This window comes from Sphingomonas sp. Leaf20 (assembly GCF_001421535.1).
Taxonomy (GTDB): domain Bacteria; phylum Pseudomonadota; class Alphaproteobacteria; order Sphingomonadales; family Sphingomonadaceae; genus Sphingomonas.
The window spans coordinates 729795-754508 of sequence record NZ_LMKN01000009.1 but is presented as its reverse complement, the minus strand read 5'-3'; the positions used below and the strand labels follow the sequence as shown (position 1 = coordinate 754508).

The window sequence follows — 24714 nt, the reverse complement described above, 5'->3', positions numbered from 1 at the left end:
GAGTGCTCCTGAGGGTCAGCAGTGACTGAGCAGATGGCCGAAGCCGTCGATCTGGTCGGAAATGCCCATCGTTCTGAGCGCGTGCCAATAGGTCGCGGTATTGATCGCGATCACCGGTTTCTCCAGCCAGAATTCGGCGATCGCCGCAACGTCGGCAAAGGCGAGATTGGTGCCCGCCTGGATGATCGCGTCGACGCCGTCGGACACGTCGATCGCGGCCTGTTTCAGTATCTGCTTGGACTCATGTGCGATCATCATCGGCGAGGGCGATTTCAGACCGACGAGATTGACCACCTCGTAACCCTGGTCCTCGAAGAACTTCTGTACGTTGCGGTCGCCGACCGGCATGTACGGCGTGATGATGCCGATCTTCCGGATCGGTTTGCGATCGGTTTCGTAGGCCTTGATCGCCGCGTCGACCGCAGTCGATCCCATGATGACGGGGACGCCACCGGTCCGCGCGACCATCGTCTTGTGGAGGCGGTCGGCACCCTCGGCACCGTCCCAGAACGTTTCCGCCGACATGCCCATGATGACGCAGCCCGGCTCCATCGACATCGACACGTCGACCGCGTCGAAGGTGGAATCGCGGATCGTGTTGAGCATCACCATGAAGCTGTCGTCGTCGGTCACCTTGGTGTCCGGAATGGCAATGCGCGAGAAATGGTTGGTCACCCCACGCGGCTGCATGCGGGCGTATTCGGGCTCCACGCTGGTATTGGTGGACGGCGCGACGACCGCGAACTTCATCCGTGACCCCAGAGAATCTACCATCCGTGCGCCTCCTGTAAGCGGCGCTTACAAAACCATCCGGCGGCATGGACCGTAACGGTTTCGGATACATGTCTCCGCTTGGCGGTCAGTCGAAGGCGGGCTGGCGCAATTTCCATGCGGCGCTGCCGCGCCTGATTGGTCGTCTGTCGAACAGTGTTGATCCATGCGCAGGCCGGTTTTCGCACGACCGCTACCCCATTGCGACGAGTAGGCGATTGTACGGGGGAAGCTGTGTGGCGGACATGACCGGAACGAACACGAAGATCCGGCGAACGCAGGTTGTCGTCGCAGGAGGTGGCCCGGTGGGCGCGGTAGCGGCGTATCGCCTCGCCACGATGGGGATCGACACGATCCTGTTGGAAGCGCTGCCCGACTGCCCGGAGGATATGCGCGCGTCGACGCTGCATCCGCCGACGCTCGACATGCTCGCTGAACTCGGTGTGCTGGGCGAACTGGAGCAGGTTGGACTGCGCGCGCCGACCTATCATTATCGCAATCGCCGGAGCGGCGACGTGATCGAACTCGATCTCGGCGAGCTGGCGGACGTGTCGGCGCACCCGTATCGCCTGCAATGCGAACAGTTCAAGCTCGCGCGGTTGCTGACCGGCAAGCTCGACGCGCTGCCAAACGGGGAAACGCGGTTCCAGCGTCGCGTGCTGGCCTATGATCAGGACGTCAACGGCGTGACGGTGTCGATCGAGACGCCAATGGCGATCGAGACGATCCGCGCGGACTATCTGATTGCCGCGGACGGCGCCAATTCGACTGTCCGCAAATGGACGGGGACGAGCTTCGACGGCTTCACCTATCCCGAACGCTTCCTCACGCTGTCCACGCGCTATCCGATCGAGCAGCATTTCGACGGACTGGCAGGCGTCAACTACGTGTCGGATCGCGACGAATGGTGCGTGCTACTTCGCGTGCCGGACTTCTGGCGCGTCCTCGTGCCGACCGACATCGCCGCGCAGGATGCCGACCTGCTGTCCGACGCGAAGAAGAACGCGGTGTTTGACGGTCTTGTCGGTGACGGCGCCAAGGTCGAGACGTCGCATCGTACGCTGTACCGTGTGCATCAGCGCGTTGCGGGTGCGTTCCACCACGGCCGGGTATTGCTGGCCGGCGACGCAGCGCATCTCAACAATCCGCTCGGCGGGTTCGGGATGAATTCGGGCATCCACGACGTGTGGAACCTGACGACCCGGTTGCGCGACATCATCCTTGACGATGCCGAGGCGGAGGCTTCGCTGGCGCACTACGACCGCCAGCGCCGGACGATCGCCAACACCTTCGTCCAGTCGCAGACGATCGCGAACAAGAAGATGATGGAATCGCAGGATGGTGGCCGCAGCGAGCAGGAAGTGCGGCTGGCTGTGCTGGCGGGCGATCCCGAACAGCGTCGGGCGTATCTGCTGCGGCAGTCGATGTATCAGAGTCTGAAGGACGAGGCTGCGATCGTTTGAGGCTTGCAGCCGCCCTTCTGATCCTCCCCCGCCAGGGGGGGGGCGGAAGACGTCGAAGGGGGAGGGGACGGAACCAAGGCTGCGCATGCCTCCCCTCCCGTCAGGCTGCGCCTGCCATCTCCCCCTGGCGGGGGAGGATCAGAAGAGCGCCTCACCTATCGCGGCCTTTGGCGTCTCTCCCTTGCCCAGTGGGGAGAGGGAAGGGCGAGGACGGAGCTTGGCCTGACGTCGTCGTCAACCGCGGATCAACCCTCGGCGATCTCCGCGATCGTCGAGCGATACCCTTCATGCGTCGCAGCCTGCCCGGCCTCATGCGCGTCCTTGCGCATCAGGTAGAACAACCGCTCCAGGAAATCCTGCCGCCAGGCCTCGCGCGCTTCCAACGCGGTCTGGTCCAGCTCGAGCGTCTCGATCTCCGCCGCCAGGTCGATGCCATGCTTGGCGGCGATCCGCTCGACCGAGTCCACACGATCGTGAATCACGGAGATTTCGTTCGCCAGCACCATGATCATCGACATCGCCTGATCCATGCCCGGCGCTTCGTAGAACACTGGCCGCTTGCCCTTGGCGTCCTTGACGACGTGCGGGCGGTCTTGGGTCTCGGTCGTCATGCTGCTATTGCCTGTACCAGGGGTTTGCGGGCGATCAGGACTTCCCAGCCGCCGCCCGGTGCGAACTCGCCTGCGGTGAAATCACGTTCGGCGACCGCGGTCGCGGCTTCCTCGCTATAGCCGCCGGATTGCGCGGCAAACTCCATCACCGCCATCGGCGCGGTATCAAAGCGCACCTCGCTCCGGTCGAAGCCGGCCTTCTCGGCAAGGGCGACCTGGTCGGTGTCGCGCATTGCGCCCCAGAACGGCTCGTTATTATACCAGGTCTCGTTGTCGAGGATGAACTGCGTGAACGGGTCCATCAGGTCGAACGGCGGCAGATCGGCGTGGATCATGTAGCCGCCCGGCGACAACAGGCGCGCGCATTCGTCGAAGATCCGCGGCATCGCTTTGCCGCTGGTCTCGTGCAGCAGGATGTGACTGACGATCAGGTCGAAATGGCCGTCGGGGAAACGCGTCTCCTCGGCATTCATCTGCGCGAAATTGACGTTCAGCCCAACCCCCGCGGCGCGCGCGTGCGCGTAGCGGATTTGTGGCGCGGCGACGTCGATCCCCCAGATCTCGGCATCGGGAAATAATTCCGCATAGGGCAGCGTCGAATGGCCGACGGTGCAGCCCATGTCGAGGATCCGCTTCGGCGAAAACCCCTTGAGGTTGCGCTTGACGTAATTGCAGACCGACCGCCCCATGTCGTCGTTCATCGGCCCGGTATAGCCCATCGCGTAGAGATACACGCCGCGATCGTAGAGCACGCCGACCGACACGTCGTCAGGCGCGACCTCGGTCGCATAGCCGCCCGGCATGCAATGGATATCCAGTGCGGTGATGTAGCGCGGCGTCTCGAACGTCTCGGGGATGTCGAGCACTGCGCTCGATCCGGCCGACAGCGCCTTGGCCTTCTCGATCAGTTCGGGCAGCTCGCGCTCGACGCTGATGTTGGTGGCTTCCCACAGCAATTCCTGCGCGGTGCGGTTCGCCGAGGCGTAGTGCTGGAAATACAGGTCGTCGACCATCGCGGTGCGGATGTCGCGGCGATCGACCGGCGCGCGGCCATGCTCGCGCTCGAAGGCTTTCGAGACGCGGCCGCCATAGACGGGTCCGAGACCGGGCAGCAACTTGGCCTGGATGAATCCCTTGAAGCTCTTGGTGAACTCCTGCCGCGCCGCCTCGTCATGTGTGACGGTCGGCAGCATGGGATGCAGCGCCTGCTGGAAGGTGTTGAGCATATACTAGAACTCCAATGCTGGCTGGCGCCAATTTTGCGGAATTCACGGGCCGCAAGATAGGCGTTGTGGCGGAGTATCCGCCTGACGGATATCGGCTCGGATCCGCGCTTCGTCAGTCGGGATCGACGAGCAAACGCATTTCGACCGTGCCTGCACCGACGCGGAGCGCCGCGGCAGCGACATATTCCGCCGATCTGGCGTAGCCGCGTGCGGCTTCGGCCGACGGGTAACGGCTGACGACCACACGCTCGCTGGGCGAGACGTCGCCTTCGAGTACTTCGCTTATGGCACCGCGGACGATATATTCGCCGCCATGGCGTTCGCTGAGACCGGCAATAGCCTTGCCGTACGCGGCGAAGCGGACCGGATCGGTAATGTTGACGGTCGCGACGATGTAAGCGGCCATGGCGATATCCTTGAAGCGGGCGGGGAAGCGGTCAGCCTAGCTCCGACCGCAGATGCGCGAAGGCCATGCGTGTCGCTGTCCGCCTGCCGGTCAAAGACCGAGCGCGCCGGGGTTCATCAGTCCCTTGGGGTCGAGCGCCGCCTTGATCCCGAGCAGGAGCGCGAGAGCTTGCGGGTCGAGCCGATCGCGATAGGGATACGCGCGCCCGATCTGGAAATGCGCGGCACCGAACTGCTGGTACAGCGCGATGACGGCCGCTTTCAGTTCGTGCGTGTACGCGCGTGCCTCGGCGTTCTCGGCATAGGGCTTCAGGCTCGCGACATGATCCGACGTCAACGTATGGCGATGATAGTCGGTGCGGTCGTCGGGCCAGTAGAGCGCAACCTCATAGAGGAAGCCGCTCGACCCTGCGGGGCTGAACATCGTGCCCGACCATATGCCGAGCCGATCCATCTCCGTCTTGCGCGTCTCGTACAACGTCCTGAGCGCGTCGTGGAACGGCACGACCTTGTCCTGCTGCAGCACGCCGTGGATCGGAACCCAGCGTTCGCCGCTGGGGCCGAGGATGTTGGTCAGCGGCGCGAACGGCAGCGAGCGGACAAAGCTCGGCACGGTGTTGGCGATCTCGCGACCATATGGCGCGATCGCGGCGCGAAGCTTGGTCGCGCGCGCGACGGCGTCGGTGGCATCGACGCCCTCGATGATGAAGTGGCACATATAGGCGCCGGCCTGCATCGCCGTGTCGCCGGCGAGCGCCATGCGGATCAGTTGCTTCACGCCGACGAACGCGTTGGGGGCCTTGGCGAACAGTTCGCGAGCGATCTTCAGCTTCGCGCCGACTCCGTCCTGCCGCGCGATCTGCCCCTGCGAAAGTGCGAGATCGAGGCCGAAATGCGAGTCGTCGAGTCCTTCGCGCTGCGCCTTGCTGACGCCCGCATGGCACGCGGCAAAACTGTCGAATGCGAAGCTGACCGCCTCCGAATGCGGCCGGATCGCGATAAGCGGCAGGCGGATCGTCGCCTTGATCCCCAGTGCGCCGCAGTCGCCGGTGAACAGTCCGGTCAGGTCGGGGCCGTAATAGCGTGTCGCCTGCGACGTGCCGGTCCTGAGCAGTTCTCCCGACGCGAGCACTACGTCGAGCGACAGCACCGACTGTGCGGAGATACCGTATGCGCCGCTGCCGTGGCTCAGCGTATTCTGGCTGATGCCGCCGCCGACCGTCGCCACAAGTCCGGAAAAGGGTCCCCAGAACGGCGTGCGCAGGCCGTGTACCGTCAGCGCGTCCTTGAGCTTCGCCCAGGTCGTGCCCGCGCCAACCGTGACGACCGCATTGTCGGCATCGACTTCGATGCTGTCGAGCGCGCCGGTGTCGAACAGGACGTGCCCGCCCGTATCGACCAGATAGCCGTCGGTGTAGGAGGCGCCGCCGCCGCGGGGTACCATCGCGACGCCCGCCGCCGCACAGACGCGTACCGCCGCCTGCAAGGCCTCGACCGTGGTCGGACGGACGATCAGGGCAGGGACGCCGGCCCCGCGATAGACATCGTTGCTCATGACGGCGCGAGCAGCGGGATCGTCGCTGACCGCATCCTTGCCGATGGCGGCGATCAGGTCGTGCATCAACGTCATCATCATCCCCGGGTCGTCAGCGATATCGCGCACCGTCCGTGCATCATGCGGACGCGTGATGCGAGCGTGGCAGGTGCGCTATCCGATACCCGATCACGCGATGCCTCCGCGAACCTGTCCGCCTGGCGGCTAAATCCGACGCTACGAACGACTGTCGGTCGTGCTTGGCCATTCTGGCCGAATGACAGAGGCATCATCGCTCGACCCCGTTCGACCCGACATCGGAGTAACCCCCATGACCCGCGCGCCGTTGATCGTATCGGTCGGCATCGCCGACGCGCGCCTGAACGATCCCGCCTGGGCGGCGAAGATCGTCGCGCTTGCCAGTACCGCCCGCGTCGCGCTGTTACTGCTCGGCGATGGCGGCGCGGCGGGGTTCGATTCGATCGCGATCGGCAAGTCGATGGCGCCGGACGCCGGCGGCCTCGCCTTTGTGCCGACGGTCGATACCGGGTTCGACAACCCCGTTACCGTCGCGCCGTCGCTCGTCGAACTCGACCGGCTGGCGTCGGGCAATGCCGGGTGGCAGCCGACGACGCTGGTGCAGCCGCACACCGCGCAGAGCCTGGCCGACGGTGTCGACTTTGTGGCCGCCACGCATGCGCTCTGGGCGGAGCATGAGCGGCCGATGCTGGTCCAGAGCGACGCGGACCCCCTCTGGTCGCGGATATCGCCGGATATCGTCGTCATCGACCGCGATTCGCCCGCACCCAAGGCCGGGCCGAAAGTGCTGCTGCGTACCTTCACCGCGATGGCAGGGCTCGACCAGATCGAGGCGCTGTATCTGGAAGGGGTTATCGACGGCATCCACCTGACGCCGCCCGATATGGAGGAGGGGCTCAAGGCATTCGCGGAAACGATGCTGCCGGCGCTGATCGCGCGCGGGCTTGTCCTGGCGGAGGAACCGGAGGGTTCGCTCAGGGCGCGGCTGGGGATCGCCTGAAGCGGCGTTGCTCTCTCGTTTCCGCGGGAGAGCAATGTCTGTCAGCCTTGCGCGATATACCGGTCGAACACGTTGCCGCCGGTTGCGAACCATGTTTGTGGTCGCCCCGCCAGCTCACCAAGCAGCGCTTCGAACGCGTCCATGCGGTAGGGCAATCCTATGATGTACGGCGTCAGGTGCAACGGAAGCAGCCGGCCGCTGCCCTGTACCGCAGCCTCCGCGCTGAGCCAGTCGTACGCGTCGAGGATCTGCTCCGCATAGCTGTCGACCGACTGCTGCTGGACGTTGAGAATCTGCCGGTCGGACAGTTCGTGGTTGAGCGGCACGTTGACCAGCCCGTTCGCGAACGTCCAGGGCAGCTCGTCGTTCGCCCAGTCGACGCAATAATCGACGCCGAGGTCCTTCAGCAGTGGCACGGTATTGAAGCTCTGGGACCGGGCGATCGAGTGCCAGCCGCGCGGGCGGAAGCCGGCGACGCGCTCAAACGTGTCGAGCGACGACGCGATCAGCGCACGTTCCGCTTCCAACGGCAGACCGCTGGCGATCGTGCCATTCATGTCGGTCGAATGCGCGATGATTTCGTGCCCGGCCGCAACGATGTCGCGGATGATCGAGGGATAGCGTTCGGCGATCGCGCTGTTCGCCGCAACCGATACCCGCACGCCGGCCTTCGCGAAGGCATCGAGCAGGCGATAGAAGCCGACGCGGGTGCCATATTCGCGCGCGCTGTAGTGACGGTAATCGGGATAGGCGGTCTGCATGTGGCCGGGCGCGCGGAACGGTTTGTCCTCTGGCGTGATCGGGAACCACTCCAGGCTGACGACGATCCATGTGGCGACCGTCTTGCCGTCCGGCCAGGCGATAGGCGCGCGCTTGGGCAGCATGTCGTACGGATAGAGATCGTGGTCGTAGCCGAGGCGACGCTTGGCATAGTCGAGATAGGTCGGGTCGAGGCTCATGCGATCTGCTCCCGACCAATCTGATTCCGGTACGCGTCGGCGATGTCGCCGGCGCGGGTGATCCACGCGCGACCATCGGCGGCAATATGGCGCAATACCATCTCGAACGCGCTGATCCGATGCGGCTGGCCGATCAGGTAGGAGTGGAGCGGGATACACATCACCGTGCCGCCTGCGCCACCCTCCTTCTCGGCTTCGTCGGCGAGCCGTTCATACTGGCGGATCAGCGTTTTCGCGTATTCACGCGGCGACATGTTGTAGATGAAGAAGCCGTAATGGTCGTTGACCTCGAGGCTGTACGGCATCGAGATCAAGTTGCCGCTCGCCGTCTTCACCGGCATCGGCTGGTCGTCGTGATACAGGTCGCAGGTGTAGTCGAGGCCGTACTCCGCGATCAGGTCGAGCGTGCGCGGCGTGTGCGTCAGCGCTGGCGCGAGCCAGCCGCGGATCGTCTGGCCGGTCGCCTCGCGCACCGTGCGGATCGAATCCTCTATGATCGCGCGCTCCTGCGCCTCGTCCATGCCGTAGCTGTAGCGCGTGTTGTAGATGCCGTGGCTGAAGAACTCCCAGCCGCGCGCCGCGGCGTCCGCGACGACCTCCGGGTGGTGCTGGCACAAGGCGACCGAGAGCGAGACGGAGCCGGGAAAGCCGTGCTTGCTCATCACCTCCGCCATTCGCCAATGGCCGACGCGGTTGGCGTGGTCGCGGTGACTGTAGCCGACCACGTCGGGATGCGGATACGCCCAGCTTTTCCGATGCGGATTGGCCGGCGGGTCGATCTCGTAATATTCGAGGTTGGGCGACACCCACACCGCGACCTTCTTGTTGCCCGGCCAGACGATCGGTTTCCGGTCGCGATAGGGGCTGAAGTCGTACAGGCCGGGATCGGCAGCGCCTTCCTGCATTACCTTGCCTCCAGCCAGTCGATGACGGTTTGCACCGGTTCGACGTCCGCATATTTCAGCTGGAGATCGGTCAGGTTCGCGAAGTGATAGCTCTCGTGCTTGTCGGCGCACGTCTCGATCGGCACGATCGTCCGGTAGCCACGGCTGAGGCTGTCGACCGCCGCGGCGCGGACGCAGCCTGAAGTGGAACCGCCGGTGATGACCACGGTGTCGACCTTGTGCCAGACCAGCAGGCTTTGCAGCGGCGTCTCGAAGAACGGCGACGGCATCCGCTTGGTGTAGACCGCATCCTTCACGTGATCGATCTCGCAGCGATCATCGAACGCATGCCGGCGCGAGCCGCATTTGATGTTCTGCAAGCTGTCCGGCGTATCGGTGCGCGTGCCCCACACGCCTGCATCGCTGGCGTCGTCCATATAGGCGACGTGCGTCCACACGACCGGCATGTCCTTTGCACGGGCGAGGCGCGAGATCGTGTTGGCGTATTCGATCTGGCGCGGATCGGTCTCGTATGCGGTCTTGAACTCTTCGATCCGGGTATAGGCGTTCTGGAAATCGATGTTCACGATCGCCAGCTTCTCGCCGAACCCGAACTTTGCGCGCGTCGGATTGGCCATGACCGCCTCGAACAGCTCTCGCGCGGTCTTGTCCTCGCGGATCATCTTCGTGCCGATAAGCGTCATGCCGCGTCCTTCCAGCCGAGCGGAAGACCCGCGTCGGGAAGGAAGCCGAACAGCGGCTCACCCGGCAAAGCATCGGATAGGATTGACCGCACAGCGACCAGTGCGTCGAGGTCGATCCCGGTCCGCAGGCCCATCGCGGCGAGCATGAAGCACAAGTCCTCGGTGACGATGTTGCCTGACGCGCCTGGCGCGAACGGGCACCCGCCGAGTCCGCCGAGCGACGAATCCAGCGTCGTCAGTCCACATTCCAGCGCCATCAGGGCGTTCGCGAGGCCAAGCCCGCGTGTATTATGCAGGTGGATTCCGGTCAGCGCGTCATCGCCGGCCGCCGACTTCACCAGCGCGATCAGTCGTTTGACCGCGGACGGGTTGGCGTAGCCGGTCGTATCCGACAGCCCGACCTCGTCACACCCAGCCACCATCAGTCCCTCCGCCAGCCGCGCGATTTGCGCATCGGGGATGGTCCCCTCCAGCGTGCAGCCGAACACGGTCGACAGCGATCCCTCGAAATGCGGGCGCTCGCCGTTGGGCACGGCCTTGATCATGTCCGCAATCGTTTCCGCCTCGGCCAGCACCTGCGCGTGCGTCCGCCGAAGATTTGCCAGGCTGTGCGTCTCGCTGACCGACAGCGGCAGCGTGATCTTGTGCGCGCCCGCCGCGATCGCCGCAGCCGCGCCCTTGGCATTCGGCACGAGGACCGCGACCGTCAAGCCTGGAATGGTGCGGGCGTGCGCGACGATCTCGGCAGTGTCGGCGAGTTGCGGCAGAAGTTTCGCCGGCACGAAGCTGCCAACCTCGATCTCGAGCAGCCCCGCTGCCGCTTCGGCCGTGATCCATGCCTTCTTCGCCGCGGTCGGCATGATCCGGGTGATACTCTGCAAGCCGTCCCGCGGGCCGACTTCGCTTACCACTATATCGATATCGGTCATTTTTTCCGGTCCTCGGATAGTCGTCTCAGCGTGGTGGCCAGCGATGACGCGGGCGCGGCAGGGTGGCGACGGATCAGGAGAAAGTGACCGGATGTCGGATACGGAAATGTCCCCGCTCAGCGGGCTGCCGCTGGCGGGCCTCAAGGTCGTCGAGTTCACCCACATGGTGATGGGCCCGTCGACCGGGCTGATCCTCGGCGACATGGGCGCCGACGTGATCCGCGTCGAGCCGATCGGCGGCGACCGCACACGCCGGCTGCTCGGCTCGGGCGCAGGTTATTACCCGATGTATAACCGCAACAAACGCAGCGTCTGCCTCGACCTCAAATCCGACGGCGGTATCGCGGCCGCTCGTGCGCTGGCGGCGGCCGCGGACATCGTCGTCGAGAATTTCCGGCCTGGCGCGCTCGACCGGCTCGGACTCGGCTACGACGCCCTGTCGGCGGACAATCCCGGTCTGATCTATTGCTCGGCCAAGGGCTTCCTCGCGGGTCCGTACGAGAACCGCACAGCACTCGACGAAGTCGCACAGATGATGGGCGGGCTCGCCTACATGACGGGACCGCCCGGACGACCGCTCCGCGCGGGGGCATCGGTGATCGACGTCACCGGCGGGATGTTCGGCGTGATCGGCATCCTCGGCCTGCTCGAACGCCGCCACCGCACCGGCGCGGGCGGCCAGGTAAAATGCTCGCTGTTCGAGACCACGGCCTTCCTCGTCGGCCAGCACATGGCGCAGAAGGCGGTCACCGGCACCGCGGCCGCACCGATGCCGGCCCGCGTCTCGGCATGGGCGATCTACGACGTGTTCGCGACCGCCGGCGAGGGCCAGATCTTCGTCGGCGTCGTCAGCGACCAGCAATGGGTCGCGTTCTGCACCGCATTCGCGCTCGACGATTTCGCAAGCGACGAGACGCTGGCGCTCAACAACGACCGCGTGCTTGCGCGCGACCGCATCCTGCCGCGAATCCGTGCGATGTTCGCCGACATCGATCGCGACGTGCTGCTCGCGAAGTGCGAGGCGGTCGGCTTGCCGGTCGCGCCGATCGCCCGGCCCGAGGATCTGTTCGACGACCTCCACCTTAATGCGCAAGGCGGCCTGGTCGATCTGCACCTGCCGGATGGGACGCCGGCTCGCCTTCCCGCGCTGCCGATCGAGGTCGACGGCGAACGCTTCGGCGTCCGCCACGACCTTGGCGACCCTGGTGCCGATTCGCGCGCGCTCCTCTTGGACGCAGGCATGTCGAACGACACCATCGACGCGCTGTTCACGTCCGGCGCGGTGGCCTGACGATGGGCCTGACGATCTTCGAGAAGATCTGGCGCGATCACGAGGTCGCGCCGCTCGCGGATGGTGGGTTGATCCTGATCGACCGCGTCCTCCTCCACGAACGCACCGGCGGCATCGCACTGCAAAGCCTTGCGGAAGCCGGCCGCCAGGTCGCGGCCCCACGGCAGGTTTTCGCGACGATGGATCACGTCGTCGACACGCTGCCCGGCCGGACGGATCGCACGATCATGCCGACCGGCACCGACTTCATCCGCGTCACTCGCGCCGAAGCCAACGCGGCCGGCATCACACTGTTCGACATCGGCGATCCGGGGCAGGGGATCGTTCACGTCATCAGCCCCGAACAGGCTATCGTCCTGCCCGGTGCGACGCTTGTCTGCCCCGACAGCCACACCTGCACGCAAGGCGCGCTCGGCGCGTTGGCGTGGGGCATCGGCTCGACCGAGGCCGAACATGCGCTCGCCACCCGAACTCTCCGCGTGCTGAAGCCCAAGACGATGCGCGTTACGATCTCGGGCGAACTGGGGCGCGGCGTGACCGCCAAGGATCTCGCGCTTCACATCCTGGCGAAGCACGGGTCGAGTGGGGGGCATGGGCATGTCGTCGAATATGCTGGCGACACGGTCCGCGCGCTCGACGTCGAGGCGCGCATGACGCTGTGTAACATGGCAACCGAATTCTCCGCCTTCACGGCGATCATCGCTGCCGACGACATGGTCTTTGGCTATCTGAAGGGCCGTCCACACGCGCCGGGCGACGCCGCCTGGGACGACGCCGTCGCCTATTGGCGAACGCTCGCCACCGATGCCGACGCGGTGTTCGACGCGGAGATCGCGATCGATGCCACTCAGGTCGCGCCGACGATAAGCTGGGGGATCAGCCCGCAGGATTCGGTAGGGCTCGACGGCAGGGTGCCCGCCGACGCGCCTGCCCGCGCGCTCGCCTATATGGGTTTGGCGGCCGGTGACGCGCTGCTGGGTCTGCCGATCGACGCCGCCTTTATCGGTTCCTGCACGAACAGCCGCCTGTCCGACCTCCGCCGCGCCGCCGCGCTGCTCGACGGGCGCAAGGTAGCCGATGGCGTGCGCGCGATCTGCGTCCCCGGCTCGACCGCGGTCAAGCATGCCGCCGAAGCCGAGGGGCTCGACCGGATCTTTCGCGCCGCCGGTTTCGAGTGGCGCGAGTCCGGCTGCTCGATGTGCTTCTTCGCAGGCGGCGAGAGCTTCGGCGCACGCGAGCGGGTCGTGACGTCGACCAACCGCAATTTCGAAAGCCGGCAAGGCCCCGAAACCCGCTCGCATCTCGCCAGTCCGGAGACGGTGGCCGCCAGCGCGATCGCGGGCCGGATCGCCGACCCCCGTGTGTTGGAGCGTTGAGCAATGGAACCCTTTACTCGCCTGACCGCCGCCGCCGCGCCATTGCTGCGCGACAATATCGACACGGACGCGATCATTCCCTCGCGTGAGATGCGGTCGGTGTCGAAGACCGGCCTGGCTGACGGGCTGTTCGCGGGATGGCGCTATATCGGCATCGGCACGCGCGATCTCGATCCCAGCTTCGTCCTGAACCAGCCCGCCTATGCAGACACCCGGATCATCCTGGGTGGCGCAAATTTCGGCTGCGGCTCCAGTCGCGAACACGCCGCGTGGGCGCTTGCGGAATACGGCATCCGGGTGATCGTCGCGTCGTCGTTCAACCCGATCTTCCAGGGGAATTGCATCCGCAACGGCATCGTGCCCGTCACGCTCGAGCCAGGGGCGATAGCGTCGCTGGCGACCGCGCTCGCGCTGGATCCGCAGGGATTGCGCATCACCGTCGATTTGCCGACGCAAGTCCTGACCGGTCCGGACGGTACCGTCCACGCCTTCCCGATCGCGGACGAGGCGAAGGAGATGCTGCTGGACGGGCTCGATGCGATCGACCTGACACTGAAGCGCCGTGCCGAGATCGACGGCTTCGTCGCCGCCGATCGCATGCGCCGCGGCTGGGTCTACCTCGGCTGAGCGACCCCGCCGAGGAATGCCACGACATCATCCTCGCCGACGACATCGGCATATTTGGCGTTCATGTCGAACAGGTTCGCCTCGTGCGGCGCGGCATGACGATCGCCGCACGCGTCGGCGACGACGGTCGTGCGGAACCCATGCGACATCGCATCGACGCAGCTCGCGCGAATACAGCCGCTCGTCGTCAGGCCGGTCAGTAGCACGCTGTCGATCCCCATCGCGGTCAGCGTCGACGCGAGCGAGGTGCCGAAAAACGCGCTCGGATATTGCTTCGAGATGACGAGCTCGTCCGGCTCGGGCGTCAGCCCCTCGGGCCATGCACCCATCGGGTTGCCCTTCAGGAAGTGACGGAGCGGTGCGGCCTTTTCGTAGAAGCGGCCGCCATCGATCGCGCTGGGATGATAGACGACGTTGGTCAGTATCACTGGAACCCCCGCCGCCCGTGCCGCCGCGCGTACCCGGAGCGCAGAGGCCAGCGCGTCCTCGACGCCCGAGTACAGGTCGCAGGCCGGGTCGAAATAGCCTTGGCAGAAATCGATCATCAGCAGCGCGGGGCGGCGTCCGAAGCCGACTTTGGTGCCGTAGACGCCTGCATAATTGGCGGTCAGATCGTCGCTCATGATGGTTCTTCCGTCTCGAACAGCCAGGGCTGAATACGTCGGTGGCGGTCCTCGAAAGCCGCGATGGCGTCGCCGCGCGCGTTCAGGATCATGTCGGTCTCGTCCCACCCGTTGAGCAGAGCGAGTCGGTGTTGCGCGGCGATCTCGAATGCGAGGGGTGGCGCGTCGCCGACGTGGATCGTCTGCGTCTCCAGGTCGATGATGAACGGCTGTCCACTTTGTGCTGCGGCGGCCAGCGCTGCGATGGTCGCGAGGCTCAGGACGATCGGCAGCACTCCGTTGCGGAAGCAGTTGCCGTAGAAGATCTCGCCGAAGCTTTGTGCGACGACGCAGCGGATGCCTTGGCCGAGCAGCGCCCAGACCGCCTGTTCGCGGCTCGACCCGGAACCGAAGTTCGCACCCGTAATCAGGATCGGTGCATCTCGCCACGGCATTTGGTTTATTACGAACGATGCGATTTCTTCACCCTGCGTATCGAAGCGCCGGTCGTGGAACGCATAACGGCCGAGCCCGTGCCGGTCGGTGATGAGGAGAAAACGCGCGGGAAAGATGATGTCGGTGTCGATATTCTCTTCGAGCAACGCGGCGGCGGTTCCGCAAAGGCGGGTAAAGGGCTGCATGTCAGGATCCCAGCTCGCGGACGTCGACGAGGTGCCCGACGATCCCCGCCGCTGCTGCCATTGCGGGACTCATCAGGTGCGTGCGACCTCCGGGGCCCTGGCGCCCTTCGAAATTGCGATTGGAGGTTGAGGCACTGCGCTCGCCGGGCGCGAGGCGGTCGTCGTTCATCGCGACGCACATCGAACAACCGGCATGTCGCCATTCGAACCCGGCCGCTCGAAAGATCGCGTCGAGCCCTTCGGCCTCGGCCTGATGCTTGGTCGCGGTCGATCCGGGAACGACGATGCCGCTGACCCCTGGTGCAATGCGCCGGCCTGCGACGACATCCGCCGCCGATCGTAGATCCTCGATGCGGCCGTTGGTACAGGACCCGATGAACACACGGTCGATGGCGATGGTATCCAGCGGCGTTCCGCCCGCTAAGCCCATATAGGCGAGCGCCTTTTCCACGCGGCGGCGCACCCCGGGATCGGCGATCGTCGCGGGATCGGGCACGGTTTCGGTCACGGGCGCGCAATCCTCGGGGCTGGTGCCCCAGCTGACATGCGGGGCAATGTCCGACAGGTCGATCGTCACGATCGTGTCGAACACCGCATCCCTATCGGAGCGAAGCGTGCGCCAGTACTCGACCGCACGCGTCCACATTGTGCCGGCCGGTGCCATCTCGCGCCCCTTGAGATAGGCGAAGGTCGTATCATCGGGTCCGATCAGGCCGATCCGGCCGCCTGCTTCGATCGTCATGTTGCACAGCGTCATGCGCGCGGCCATCGACATGGCGGCGACCGCCGGGCCGGCATATTCGACCGCGTGACCCGCTGCACCCAGCGCACCGACCTTGGCGATGAAGGCAAGCGCGACGTCCTTGGCGGAGACGAACGGCGACAGCGTGCCGACCAGATCGACGCGCATCGTCTTGGCGCGTATTTGTTTCAGGCTCTGCGCGGCCATGACCGTCCCGCATTCGCTGGCACCGATCCCGAACGCGAGCGCGCCGAACGCGCCGTGCGTGGTCGTATGGCTGTCGCCACAGACCATCGTGATGCCGGGCAGCGTGAACCCCGACTCGGGACCGATGACGTGGACGATCCCCTGTCCATCGCCCTCGAGCGCCCGATATGGTACCGCAAAGGCGGCGGCGTTGGTTTCGAGCTCATCGACCTGTGCGGCGGCCTGCGGGTCGGCAATGCGCGTGCCGCGCGCGCTGGTCGGTACGGCATGGTCGGCGACGGCGAGATGGGTCTGCGGACGTCGCAGTCGCCGCCCCGCATCGCGCAGCGACTGGAACGCCTGCGGGCTGCTGACCTCGTGGACGAGGTGACGATCGATATACAGCAGCGCATCGTCGCCCGGCAGGTCGACGACGACATGGGCATCCCACAATTTCTGATACAGGGTCGTCGGCATGGGCGGGACGCTAGGCGATAGGCACGGTCTTTGCCCGTCCTGACCACGGGGTATCCGTGTGGCGATCAGCGGCGTCCGTCGATCGGCCGAGCAATCATCGCCCGAAGCTCGATTGGCCAACGATAGCACCTGAAATCCTGGTCGCACCGTGGACACTCCGGCGTCGCCGCGCCGTGGTCGTGGCGCGCGCGGCTAAACCGTCCTGCGCCTGATGCGCGGGGAGAGTTGCGATGGAACGGCGTGGACCCGGATCAGACGATATGCCGGGCGGTCTCGCGGCGGGGATGGGGGCACGCGTCGTCACCGGCGGCATGACCGGGACGATCGGATATCTCACTGATGGGCGGGACACCGGGCGCGAGCGGTTCGAGATACTGCATCATGCGGACGGCCACGTCCTGCGCGCGGTGTGCGAGATCGACGACGAGGCCTTGCTGCGCGACGTGACGCTCGCGATGGACGCGGACTGGCGTGCGCGCGACGGGTTTTGCCGGATCGTCAAGGCCGGGGTCCCGTATGCGACGATGTGGTTCGACATCGGCGACGACAGCGTCCGCATGGCCGCCCGGGTCGGGACCCGTGCGAGCAACGTGACGTTGCCCACGCCGACCCGCATCCCCTATCTCGGGCTTCACCCGCTGCAGGGCGACGCCCTGATCGCGGCGATCCGTGGTACCGAAGACCCCGGACGGTTCATCGGCATAGCGGCCGTCACCAATTCGGTGTCTCCGAACGGCGACGAAGCCTGTGGGGCGGTGCCACTGCGCATCGATGTCGCCTATCTCGGCCGGGAGGCGATATCCGTCGTCGCGGGGGACTTCGTGGCGCGCCGCTATGCGATCCGCTGGCGCGACGACTGGCCGGCTGCCGATCTATGGGTGCGCGACTCCGATTTCACCTTCCTGCGCATGCGCTGGGATCAGGTTTCGACCGTCTATGAGCTCACGTCCGTGACGACGCTGCCCTAGACCGACCGTCATCGCAGCGGTGCGATGACGGTCGATCCGCAGGCCGCTCAGGCCGTGCCGGAGGTCACGAACCACGACCGGAACACGCCATCGGACGTATCGCCGAACTTGAGCGGCGAATGCGGTCCGGCGAACGCGGTCGATTGGTAGCCGACCTTGACGTCCTTGAACCCCGCAGCGCCCATCAGCGCGCCGTAATCCGCCGACAATGCACCGCGCCAATATGGTTCGTTGTTGAACTCGGCCTCGATCTCGGCGGACAGTTCCTCCCACATCATGCCGAACGTGTTCATCAACGGCACTTCGAGATGGATCGCGACGCCACCCGGCCGGAGCAGGCGACGCGATTCGGCAAGGATGTTCGACGCGGCCGCCTGCGATGTCTCGTGTAATACGACACAACTGAACACGACGTCGAAACTGCCGTCGGCAAAGTTGGTGTGCTCGGCGCTCTGCTGCGAGAAGTGGATCGGCGCACCGAGATGCTCGGCCCGTGCATGCGCATAACGGAGGATCGACGCCCCGACATCGATCCCGTGGATCTCCGCGTCGGGGAACCAGGTCGCGGCGGGCACGACACTGGTGCCGATGCCGCAGCCCATCTCGAGGATCTTCAACGGCTTCATGTCGGGATAGGCGGTCGGCAGATGCGCCATCGCGGTATGTCCGCGCAGGTCGTTGAGCATGCCGCCGTTGCGCCCCAGCATGAACACCGCTCCACCGCGATCCATCACCGCGCCCTGCAGCAGCGATCCGTCGTCGAGCGCGTTACCGCCCGGCATCAGATGGATATCGGCACCGGTGATGTAGGCCGGCGCGACGAAATCGGGATCGAGCGTGACCGAACCGCGCGGCGTGGCGATCTGGCTGAGTGCCTCGAGGCTGTCCTTCTGACGCTCGACGCTTTCGCCCACCGCGGACCACAGGTGCCGCTGCGATTCACGCTTGAGAGCGATCCAGGTCTTGAAGCTCTCGATGCCCATCATCCGGTCGCGCAGATCCTCGACCGGGCTGTTGCTATTGGTCAGTGGCGCGACGGCTTCGAGCTTCTGCGCGACCGCCCGCTGCGTCGGTTCGAGCGTACCGCTGACGAACACCTTCAGGTCGCGGACGAACATCTGCTCGACGAGTTCGTCGTGGTTCGGCTGCGCGATCATCGGGTGGCCGAGCATCGCGGGGCTGCCTTCGTTCATGCCGGTCATGCTGCATCCTCGGATCGGGGGGTGGCGTTGGTGGCGGAGAGGGCGGCGAGGTCGGCCTCGCCCGCTTCGTGAAGCGCACGGAAGATCTTGGTCATGCTCTGCTGCCGCAATTGGTCGCGCTCGGCCTGCGCGGTCGCATCGGGAACGAACGCATCGATCGCACCCGGCGCCAGGACCGCGTTCTCGACCAGGAGCCGCTCGCACGCGTCGATCCTCGCGCGCATCACCGTCTGCTGCGAGGCGAGCGCGACGATCATCGACATCGTCTGCGCATCCACCAACCGCTGGCCGGGAATGGTCGCCAACCCCTTGGGGGTCGTGGGAAGCGGGGTCGTCATGTCGGTTCTCTCCGGACTGCCCGAGCCTAGCCGGGTCTGGAAACTTGGAGTAAAACTGGCGTGGCTAGTCCGTCGCTGCAATGCGCAATTTCGACATATCGCTATACCGAAAATGCATCACGCGTCACTTCGGATCGCGCTGCATGTGCGTGCGCAGCGATTGCAGCACTGCCGCGACGCCCTGGGTCGGGATCGCTGACTTCAGCGTGATCATGCTCAACGCATAGGGAAAATGAAGCTCTGGCATGTCGAGCACGCGCAGCGTTCCCCCGGCAAGTTCCCGCTCGACCAGGAACCGCGGCACGATGCCGATCAACGACCAGTCGAGGATCGCGGTCATCAGGAGGTGCATCGAGGAACAGTTCAGCCGTTGGGCCGGCACCGTCAGGTTGCGTCGAAAGAATGCGCTCTCGAAGCGATAGCTGACCGACATCTGGTGCGGCACCACCCAGTCATAGGCGCTGAGGTCTGCCATGCTCCGCTCGCTCGCGAATACCGGATGACCGCTGCGCGCGACCGGGATCATTTCCTCGTCGGCGAGTTCCTGAAAGGTGACGTCGGCATGGTCGCTGCGTCGTCCGCTCATATAGTCGGGCACGATGCAGAGCGCCGCGTGCACCGCATGCTTGCGGACCTGTTCGAGCAACTCCTCGAGCGTGCCGGTCGAGATCACGATATTGCGCTTGTCGGGATGCTGCGTCAGCGCGCCGAGTGCCGCGGGCAGTCCGCGGTAGAGCAGGCTGGGCGAAACCCCGATCCCGACCTGTTCTATCTCTTCTTCCTGCGGCGTCTCGAACAAGGACTGCGCACGCGCGATCTCGTTGATGATCGATATCGCATGGGGCAGGAGGCGGCGGCCCTCCTCGGTGATCGCGGTGCCACGCGTCGTGCGGTCGAACAGCTTGGCGCCCATCGACGCTTCGAGCTGGGCGATGCTGCGCGACAGGTTTGGCTGGCTCGTCCGCATTTTCCGCGCGGCGGCGGCAAAGCCGCTGCTTTCGGCGACGTTGACGAAATGTTCGAGCGCGCGAAGTTCTATGGCCATGCCCAAGGCGTATAACCATATAGTGGAAACAGGTATAGACCGTCGCCGCGTCCCGCCGCAGGTTTAACCTATGATCGGTGATGTCGACAGCCTGGATATCAATCCGGACGGGGCCAGACGGGCGGCGGGCGGGGTGCCCGGCGTCCGCCGGAGTTATGTCGATGGCCGCTATGGGCAGATCCACTACCGACATGCCGCCGTGCCGGGGGCGTCCCGCCGTCCGCTCGTGCTGCTGCACCAGACCCCCGCATCGTCGTTCGAATATGAGCCGCTGATCGCGGCGATGGCGACCGATCGTCACGTCGTCGCGTTCGATACGCCGGGCTATGGCATGTCGGACGCCCCGCCAGCGGCCTTGTCGATGACCGCCTATGCCGAATGCCTCGTCGATGCCGCCGCGCATCTTAATCTGACATGCGATACCGGATGCGATGTCTTCGGCGTGCATACCGGCGCGCTGCTCGCGATCGAGTTCGCGCTCGCGGCGCCAGTTGCGGTCCGCCATGTCGTCTGTTCAGGCATTCCCATGCGCGGCGCCGCCGAGCGCGCCGACCGGCTTCAGGCCGCGCACGATGCCACCGACGCGCTGGACGAAGCGGGCAGGGGCGCCCTGGCACTCGCCGCGCCGCTCTGGGATTTCATCGTCACGCAGCGCACGCCGGGCGTACCGCTCCGCCGTGCCGCGCAACTCTGGGCGGACAAGCTCGCGCCGATCGACCGGGCGTCCTGGGCATATCAGGGCGTGTGGCGCTACGACTATGGTGCGCGCCTGCCGCTGATCCGGCAACCCTTCCTGCTGCTCCAGCCACCCGAGGACATCGCCGCGCAATCGCGCGCCGCGGCCGCGCTCGTATCCGATGCGCGGATCGTCGAGATCGAGCGCTTCCCTCGCGACATTCTCGAGTTACCCCAATCCCTCGACCGGATCGGGCAGGCGCTGCGGCGCTTCCTCGACGGTCCGCACACCTAGGAGATCAGCATTGGCCACCGTCGTTCAGGAGCCGCTCGTCGAGACGCCTCTCGTCAAAGCCGTCGTCTCGCATTCGGTGCTCGACCCAAGTTTCATCGCCGCCGAGATGACGCGCCGCTACGCGCTGTCGGGCAAGGTCACCGCGTTCCTGCTCTACCGCGGCATGAACGACGTCTACCTCGTCCAGGACGAGAACGAGCGATACGCCGCGCGGGTCTGGCGCAAGACCTACCGCGACGTCGACGAGGTCGCCTATGAGCTCGATTTCCTCGATTACCTGCGCGGCGAGGGCTTCGCCGCCTCGACCGGCGTTCGCGCCAGGGACGGCAATCTCTACTTCAAGGTCGACTCGCCCGAGGGCGAGCGCGCGATCGCGCTGTACGACTGGGCGCCGGGGCACAAGTTCGGCGACATGCTCGACATCGGCATCGCCGAGCGGATCGGCGCGACCTTCGCGCAGATGCATCTGCACGGTCTGAAATATCACGGCGACGCGCCTTTCTCGTCCGACAATGCGTGGCGCTTCGAGGAGACCGTGCCCGCGCTGCTGGCGTTCGTCTACGATCGCCCGGACGACCTGCACGATTATGCGATCATCGCCGACCGGCTGAAGCAGCGGCTGATCGATCTCCAGGCCGAAGACGTGCCGATGGGCATCTGTCACTGCGACTTCCACCCGAGCAACGTCCATGTGTCGGAGGACGGGCAGATCACGCTGCTCGACTTCGACGGGCTCGGCGAAGATTACATGATGCAGGACGTCCAGAACTACGTCTGGGGCAATCTGTTCTACGGCTTCTCGCCAAGCTATGGCGAGGCGTTCGAGCGCGGCTACGAGACGGTGCGTCCGTTCACCGAGGCCGAGAAGGCGAACAAGGAGCTGTTCCTGCTCGCCAAGGCCTTCCGCCTGATCGCTGGCATGGCGGAATCGTCGAAGAGCGTCGGGCGCGGCACGCTGCGCTTCCGCGGGCTCGACTGGCTCGGCGAATACATCAAGTCGCGCGCACGTCCCCTGGGCCTGCTGTAAGCGCATGACCAGCCCGAACCCCACCGCCGCAACATCTGCCATCGCCACTGCGTCCGCCGACCAGGGCTATCCGCCGCCGTTGCGCGCCTGGACGATATTACTGCTGCTGTTCGTCGCGTCGATCGTCTCGGTGATCGACCGCGGGCTGCTCAACATCGTCGTCGATGGCGTAAAGAGCGAACTGCTGATCTCGGACGTGCAGATCGGCGTGTTGCAGGGGCTGGCATTCGGGCTGTTCTACGCGGTGATGGGTGTGTGGCTGGGCGTCGTCGCCGACCGCACCTCGCGCCGCTGGCTGATCGTCATCGGCATCTTCGTGTGGAGCTGCGCGACGATCGGCGGCGGGCTGGCCGGATCGTTCGGCGAGCTGTTCCTGTCGCGCCTGCTGGTCGGGCTCGGCGAAGCGGCACTGGCGCCCGCTGCGATCTCGCTGATCGCCGACCTGTTCCCGCCCGGTCGACGGGGGCGTGCGGTAGGGTTTTACATCATGGGCCAGGCGATCGCGCAGGGCGTGTCGATCTCCGTCGCGGGGTTCCTGCTGGGGGCGGCCGCGCGCGGCGATTTCGCCGGCTGGCCGATACTGAGTGGGTTGGCGCCGTGGCGGATCGTGTTCGTTGTGTGTGGCCTCGCCGGCACCGTGGTTGCGCTGGCCTTCCTCGCAACACGCGAGCCGCCGCGCCGTGGTGCGGTGATGACGACGACGCGGGAAAGCTGGGGTTCGCAGGTATCGCGGACACTCGCGCATTTCTGGACCGAGCGCAGCAAGTTCGTCGCCGTCTATGTCGGGTTCGCCGCGTTTTTCCTCGGCACCTACGGTGCGTTCGCGTGGCAGGTCGCGATGATCTCGCGTAAGTTCGGCGTCACACCCGCCGAGGTCGCGCCACTATTGGGGCCGATGGCGATCGTGTCGGGGTTGCTCGGCCCGATCGTCGGCGGCTGGATCGTCGATCGGATCGTCAAGCGGTCCGGGCATGACGCGATTCCGAAGCTGCTGGTGATACTGCCGTTCGTCGCACTGCCGTCGGCCTGCGCGGTGCTCGCGCCTAGCCTGACGCTTGCGTGCGTGCTGTGCGCGTCGCTTGCCGGGATCACCGCGATGGTCGGTGCGGCGACGCTCACCTATCTGCAGGCCGAGGCGCCTGCCGACATGCGCGGGACGGCGATCTCGATCACCGGCCTCATGAACACGGTGTTCGGCGCGGCATTGGGCCCGGTGCTGGTGGCGATGCTGACCCAGCATGTGTTCGGGCGACCCGAACTGGTCGGTTACGCGATCCTGTGCGTCGCTGTGCCAGCCTATCTCGTGGCGGCCTTCTGCTTCGCGCGGGTGGCTGGTGCGAACCGGACCCCCGCATTCAAGGTGGCGGCGGCATGATCGCCGATACGACAGACTGGCTTGCCCAAGACGACGCGCTGCTCGACGCGCTGCGTGACGGGGGCCCGATGAACCTGCCGCGCGCGTACGAGGTGATGGAACGGTTCGATATCGACGGTATCGTCGTCGGCGATCCGCTCAACGTCTATCACATGCTCGGCTATTGGCCCCAGATCGGCACGACGCGGCTGGGCCAGCCACCGACGACCTTCGCGATCCTGTCGCGTGACCAGCGCCAGAAACCGGCGATCGTCACGTCGCATTTCATCTATTACTACACCTTCGCCGACGGGGGCGCGCGATCGGGTATCCAGAGCTACCTCTTCGTCGAAGCGGGCGACGACGGCGATCCAGACGCACTGGGTGTGCGGCACGGCATGTTCGCCGACCGCGGCACAGATCCACGATCCGATGTCGAACTGCGGCGCGACATCGGCACCGACGCCGTCCTGGCCGTCGAACCGCTGCTGCACGACGCTGGTGGTGCCTTGACCCGAGCGCTGCAGGCGATGGGTCTCTGGAACGGCCGGGTCGCGTTCGATCATCCCGTGATCGCCGAAGTCTGCGAGCGGCACGATCGGCCGGGTACGCTGGCGCCGGCCGACAATATCCTGCGCTGGATCCGGATCGCCAAATCGCCGCTCGAACTCGCGCTGATGCGGCGCGGGGCAGGGGCCAATGCCGCCGCGGTCAACGCCGTGGTCGCGCAACTGCGCGAGGGTGCGAGCTATCACCAGGTCCGTAACCTGTTCGGCGTAGAAAGCGCCAAGCGCGGCAATCGGTCGGTGTTCATGACCGTCGACCGCGTCTCGTCCGACCTGCCGACCGGCGACAGGATCCGCGACGGGCAGTCGCTGTTCCTCGACGGCGTCGGGCACTTCCAGAATTACCACGGCGACTATGCACGCACCGTCTTCGTCGGCGAGCCTGCGCCCGCCGCCAGGCGTGCGGCGGCGGCGGCGGTGCTCGGCTGGGAGGCCATTCGCGAGCAGCTGCGCCCCGGCCTCGACTATGCCCAGATCGCAGCGCTCGGTTACGCAGCGCTCAAGAAGGCGGGGGTCGCCGACATGATCGGCTTCGGCCCGCATAGCGTCGGCCTGATGCATTCCGACGAACCGGGGCTCGAAGCGGGCGGCTTCTACAAGAAGCACAATCTGACGCTCGAGCCCGGCATGGTGATCAGCGTCGACTGTCCGGTGGTCGAGGTCGGCATCGGCGGCTCCATCCATATCGAAGACCTGGTCGTGATTACCGCGGACGGCTGCGAGCCGATCCACGCGATCGGCGACCACGTCATCACAGTCTGAAGGATCAGTATGTTA

25 protein-coding genes are annotated in these 24714 nt (G+C 65.7%); 10 read left to right on the top strand and 15 right to left on the bottom strand.

Going from position 1 to position 24714, the window contains the following annotated elements; genetic code table 11:
- Positions 1 to 15: 15 nt before the first annotated feature.
- On the bottom strand, positions 16 to 774 hold the full coding sequence (locus tag ASE72_RS16810; protein WP_056023970.1) for a maleate cis-trans isomerase family protein: 759 nt from the start codon (positions 772 to 774) through the stop codon (positions 16 to 18).
- Positions 775 to 1016: 242 nt separating this feature from the next.
- Between ASE72_RS16810 and ASE72_RS16805 the strand changes: the two genes are divergently transcribed.
- Positions 1017 to 2234 (top strand): FAD-dependent oxidoreductase, encoded by a 1218-nt coding sequence (locus tag ASE72_RS16805; protein ID WP_056023967.1) that lies wholly within the window; start codon positions 1017 to 1019, stop codon positions 2232 to 2234.
- Between the two features lie 245 nt (positions 2235 to 2479).
- Here the strand turns inward: ASE72_RS16805 and ASE72_RS16800 are convergent, their stop codons facing one another.
- The 4 genes from ASE72_RS16800 to ASE72_RS16785 form a co-directional block, all read right to left on the bottom strand.
- Positions 2480 to 2845 (bottom strand): hypothetical protein, encoded by a 366-nt coding sequence (locus ASE72_RS16800; RefSeq protein WP_056023964.1) that lies wholly within the window; start codon positions 2843 to 2845, stop codon positions 2480 to 2482.
- Entirely contained in the window at positions 2842 to 4071 is a 1230-nt protein-coding gene (locus tag ASE72_RS16795) for a class I SAM-dependent methyltransferase (RefSeq protein ID WP_056023961.1), read from the bottom strand. Before ASE72_RS16795 ends, ASE72_RS16800 begins: the two co-directional genes overlap by 4 nt.
- A gap of 112 nt (positions 4072 to 4183) precedes the next feature.
- Positions 4184 to 4477: a DUF1330 domain-containing protein gene (locus tag ASE72_RS16790; protein ID WP_056023958.1), complete on the bottom strand. Its 294-nt coding sequence runs from the start codon at positions 4475 to 4477 to the stop codon at positions 4184 to 4186.
- A gap of 90 nt (positions 4478 to 4567) precedes the next feature.
- On the bottom strand, positions 4568 to 6139 hold the full coding sequence (locus tag ASE72_RS16785) for an FAD-binding oxidoreductase (RefSeq protein ID WP_235532408.1): 1572 nt from the start codon (positions 6137 to 6139) through the stop codon (positions 4568 to 4570).
- 202 nt (positions 6140 to 6341) lie between these two features.
- Between ASE72_RS16785 and ASE72_RS16780 the strand changes: the two genes are divergently transcribed.
- The gene (locus tag ASE72_RS16780) at positions 6342 to 7049 is read left to right on the top strand and encodes a hypothetical protein (RefSeq protein ID WP_056023955.1); all 708 of its coding nucleotides are present in this window, start codon (positions 6342 to 6344) and stop codon (positions 7047 to 7049) included.
- Between the two features lie 41 nt (positions 7050 to 7090).
- On the opposite strand, the gene ASE72_RS16775 is transcribed toward ASE72_RS16780, so the two are convergent.
- Genes ASE72_RS16775 through ASE72_RS16760 form a run of 4 tightly spaced genes read right to left on the bottom strand, consistent with a single transcriptional unit; the run spans position 7091 to position 10525 of the window.
- On the bottom strand, positions 7091 to 8008 hold the full coding sequence (locus tag ASE72_RS16775) for a polysaccharide deacetylase family protein (RefSeq protein ID WP_056023952.1): 918 nt from the start codon (positions 8006 to 8008) through the stop codon (positions 7091 to 7093).
- Positions 8005 to 8913, bottom strand: coding sequence for a polysaccharide deacetylase family protein (locus tag ASE72_RS16770; RefSeq protein ID WP_056023949.1), 909 nt, complete (start codon positions 8911 to 8913; stop codon positions 8005 to 8007). Before ASE72_RS16770 ends, ASE72_RS16775 begins: the two co-directional genes overlap by 4 nt.
- Complete coding sequence (locus ASE72_RS16765; protein ID WP_200916329.1) at positions 8913 to 9596, bottom strand: isochorismatase family protein; 684 nt, start codon at positions 9594 to 9596, stop codon at positions 8913 to 8915. Before ASE72_RS16765 ends, ASE72_RS16770 begins: the two co-directional genes overlap by 1 nt.
- Positions 9593 to 10525, bottom strand: a complete 933-nt coding sequence (locus tag ASE72_RS16760; protein ID WP_056023946.1) for a hydroxymethylglutaryl-CoA lyase — start codon at positions 10523 to 10525, stop codon at positions 9593 to 9595. Before ASE72_RS16760 ends, ASE72_RS16765 begins: the two co-directional genes overlap by 4 nt.
- Before the next feature lie 106 nt (positions 10526 to 10631).
- Between ASE72_RS16760 and ASE72_RS16755 the strand changes: the two genes are divergently transcribed.
- Genes ASE72_RS16755 through leuD (ASE72_RS16745) form a run of 3 tightly spaced genes read left to right on the top strand, consistent with a single transcriptional unit; the run spans position 10632 to position 13819 of the window.
- On the top strand, positions 10632 to 11816 hold the full coding sequence (locus ASE72_RS16755) for a CaiB/BaiF CoA transferase family protein (protein ID WP_200916327.1): 1185 nt from the start codon (positions 10632 to 10634) through the stop codon (positions 11814 to 11816).
- A 2-nt stretch (positions 11817 to 11818) separates the two neighbouring features.
- Positions 11819 to 13192, top strand: a complete 1374-nt coding sequence (locus ASE72_RS16750) for a 3-isopropylmalate dehydratase large subunit (protein WP_056023940.1) — start codon at positions 11819 to 11821, stop codon at positions 13190 to 13192.
- A gap of 3 nt (positions 13193 to 13195) precedes the next feature.
- Positions 13196 to 13819: a 3-isopropylmalate dehydratase small subunit gene (gene leuD / locus ASE72_RS16745; protein ID WP_056023937.1), complete on the top strand. Its 624-nt coding sequence runs from the start codon at positions 13196 to 13198 to the stop codon at positions 13817 to 13819.
- Here the strand turns inward: leuD (ASE72_RS16745) and ASE72_RS16740 are convergent.
- From ASE72_RS16740 to leuC, 3 genes are read right to left on the bottom strand one after another with little or no spacing between them, the layout of a single operon-like run.
- Entirely contained in the window at positions 13807 to 14442 is a 636-nt protein-coding gene (locus tag ASE72_RS16740) for an isochorismatase family protein (RefSeq protein ID WP_056023934.1), read from the bottom strand. The two genes, leuD (ASE72_RS16745) and ASE72_RS16740, sit on opposite strands and share 13 nt — an antisense overlap.
- Positions 14439 to 15062: a 3-isopropylmalate dehydratase small subunit gene (gene leuD / locus ASE72_RS16735; RefSeq protein ID WP_056023930.1), complete on the bottom strand. Its 624-nt coding sequence runs from the start codon at positions 15060 to 15062 to the stop codon at positions 14439 to 14441. The genes ASE72_RS16740 and leuD (ASE72_RS16735) overlap by 4 nt, the downstream gene beginning before the upstream one ends.
- A 1-nt stretch (position 15063) precedes the next feature.
- A complete protein-coding gene (gene leuC, locus ASE72_RS16730) occupies positions 15064 to 16467 on the bottom strand; it encodes a 3-isopropylmalate dehydratase large subunit (RefSeq protein WP_056023927.1) in 1404 nt (467 codons plus the stop codon).
- A gap of 230 nt (positions 16468 to 16697) precedes the next feature.
- On the opposite strand from leuC, the gene ASE72_RS16725 reads away from it, so the two are divergent.
- Entirely contained in the window at positions 16698 to 17435 is a 738-nt protein-coding gene (locus ASE72_RS16725; protein WP_156350570.1) for a hypothetical protein, read from the top strand.
- A gap of 47 nt (positions 17436 to 17482) precedes the next feature.
- On the opposite strand, the gene ASE72_RS16720 is transcribed toward ASE72_RS16725, so the two are convergent.
- From ASE72_RS16720 to ASE72_RS16710, 3 genes are all read right to left on the bottom strand, one after another.
- Positions 17483 to 18637 carry a class I SAM-dependent methyltransferase gene (locus ASE72_RS16720; protein ID WP_056023921.1) on the bottom strand — a complete coding sequence of 385 codons (1155 nt, stop codon included), beginning with the start codon at positions 18635 to 18637 and terminating at the stop codon, positions 17483 to 17485.
- Positions 18634 to 18975: a hypothetical protein gene (locus ASE72_RS16715; RefSeq protein ID WP_156350568.1), complete on the bottom strand. Its 342-nt coding sequence runs from the start codon at positions 18973 to 18975 to the stop codon at positions 18634 to 18636. The genes ASE72_RS16720 and ASE72_RS16715 overlap by 4 nt, the downstream gene beginning before the upstream one ends.
- Positions 18976 to 19099: 124 nt before the next feature.
- Positions 19100 to 20020, bottom strand: a complete 921-nt coding sequence (locus tag ASE72_RS16710; protein WP_056023916.1) for a LysR family transcriptional regulator — start codon at positions 20018 to 20020, stop codon at positions 19100 to 19102.
- Positions 20021 to 20090: 70 nt separating this feature from the next.
- Between ASE72_RS16710 and ASE72_RS16705 the strand changes: the two genes are divergently transcribed.
- The 4 genes from ASE72_RS16705 to ASE72_RS16690 are packed head-to-tail and all read left to right on the top strand — an operon-like array spanning position 20091 to position 24699.
- The gene (locus ASE72_RS16705) at positions 20091 to 20990 is read left to right on the top strand and encodes an alpha/beta fold hydrolase (RefSeq protein ID WP_056023913.1); all 900 of its coding nucleotides are present in this window, start codon (positions 20091 to 20093) and stop codon (positions 20988 to 20990) included.
- 10 nt (positions 20991 to 21000) lie between these two features.
- Positions 21001 to 22017, top strand: coding sequence for a phosphotransferase enzyme family protein (locus tag ASE72_RS16700; RefSeq protein WP_056023910.1), 1017 nt, complete (start codon positions 21001 to 21003; stop codon positions 22015 to 22017).
- 4 nt (positions 22018 to 22021) lie between these two features.
- Positions 22022 to 23392: an MFS transporter gene (locus ASE72_RS16695; RefSeq protein WP_056023907.1), complete on the top strand. Its 1371-nt coding sequence runs from the start codon at positions 22022 to 22024 to the stop codon at positions 23390 to 23392.
- The gene (locus ASE72_RS16690; protein WP_056023903.1) at positions 23389 to 24699 is read left to right on the top strand and encodes a M24 family metallopeptidase; all 1311 of its coding nucleotides are present in this window, start codon (positions 23389 to 23391) and stop codon (positions 24697 to 24699) included. The genes ASE72_RS16695 and ASE72_RS16690 overlap by 4 nt, the downstream gene beginning before the upstream one ends.
- Positions 24700 to 24714: the final 15 nt, after the last annotated feature.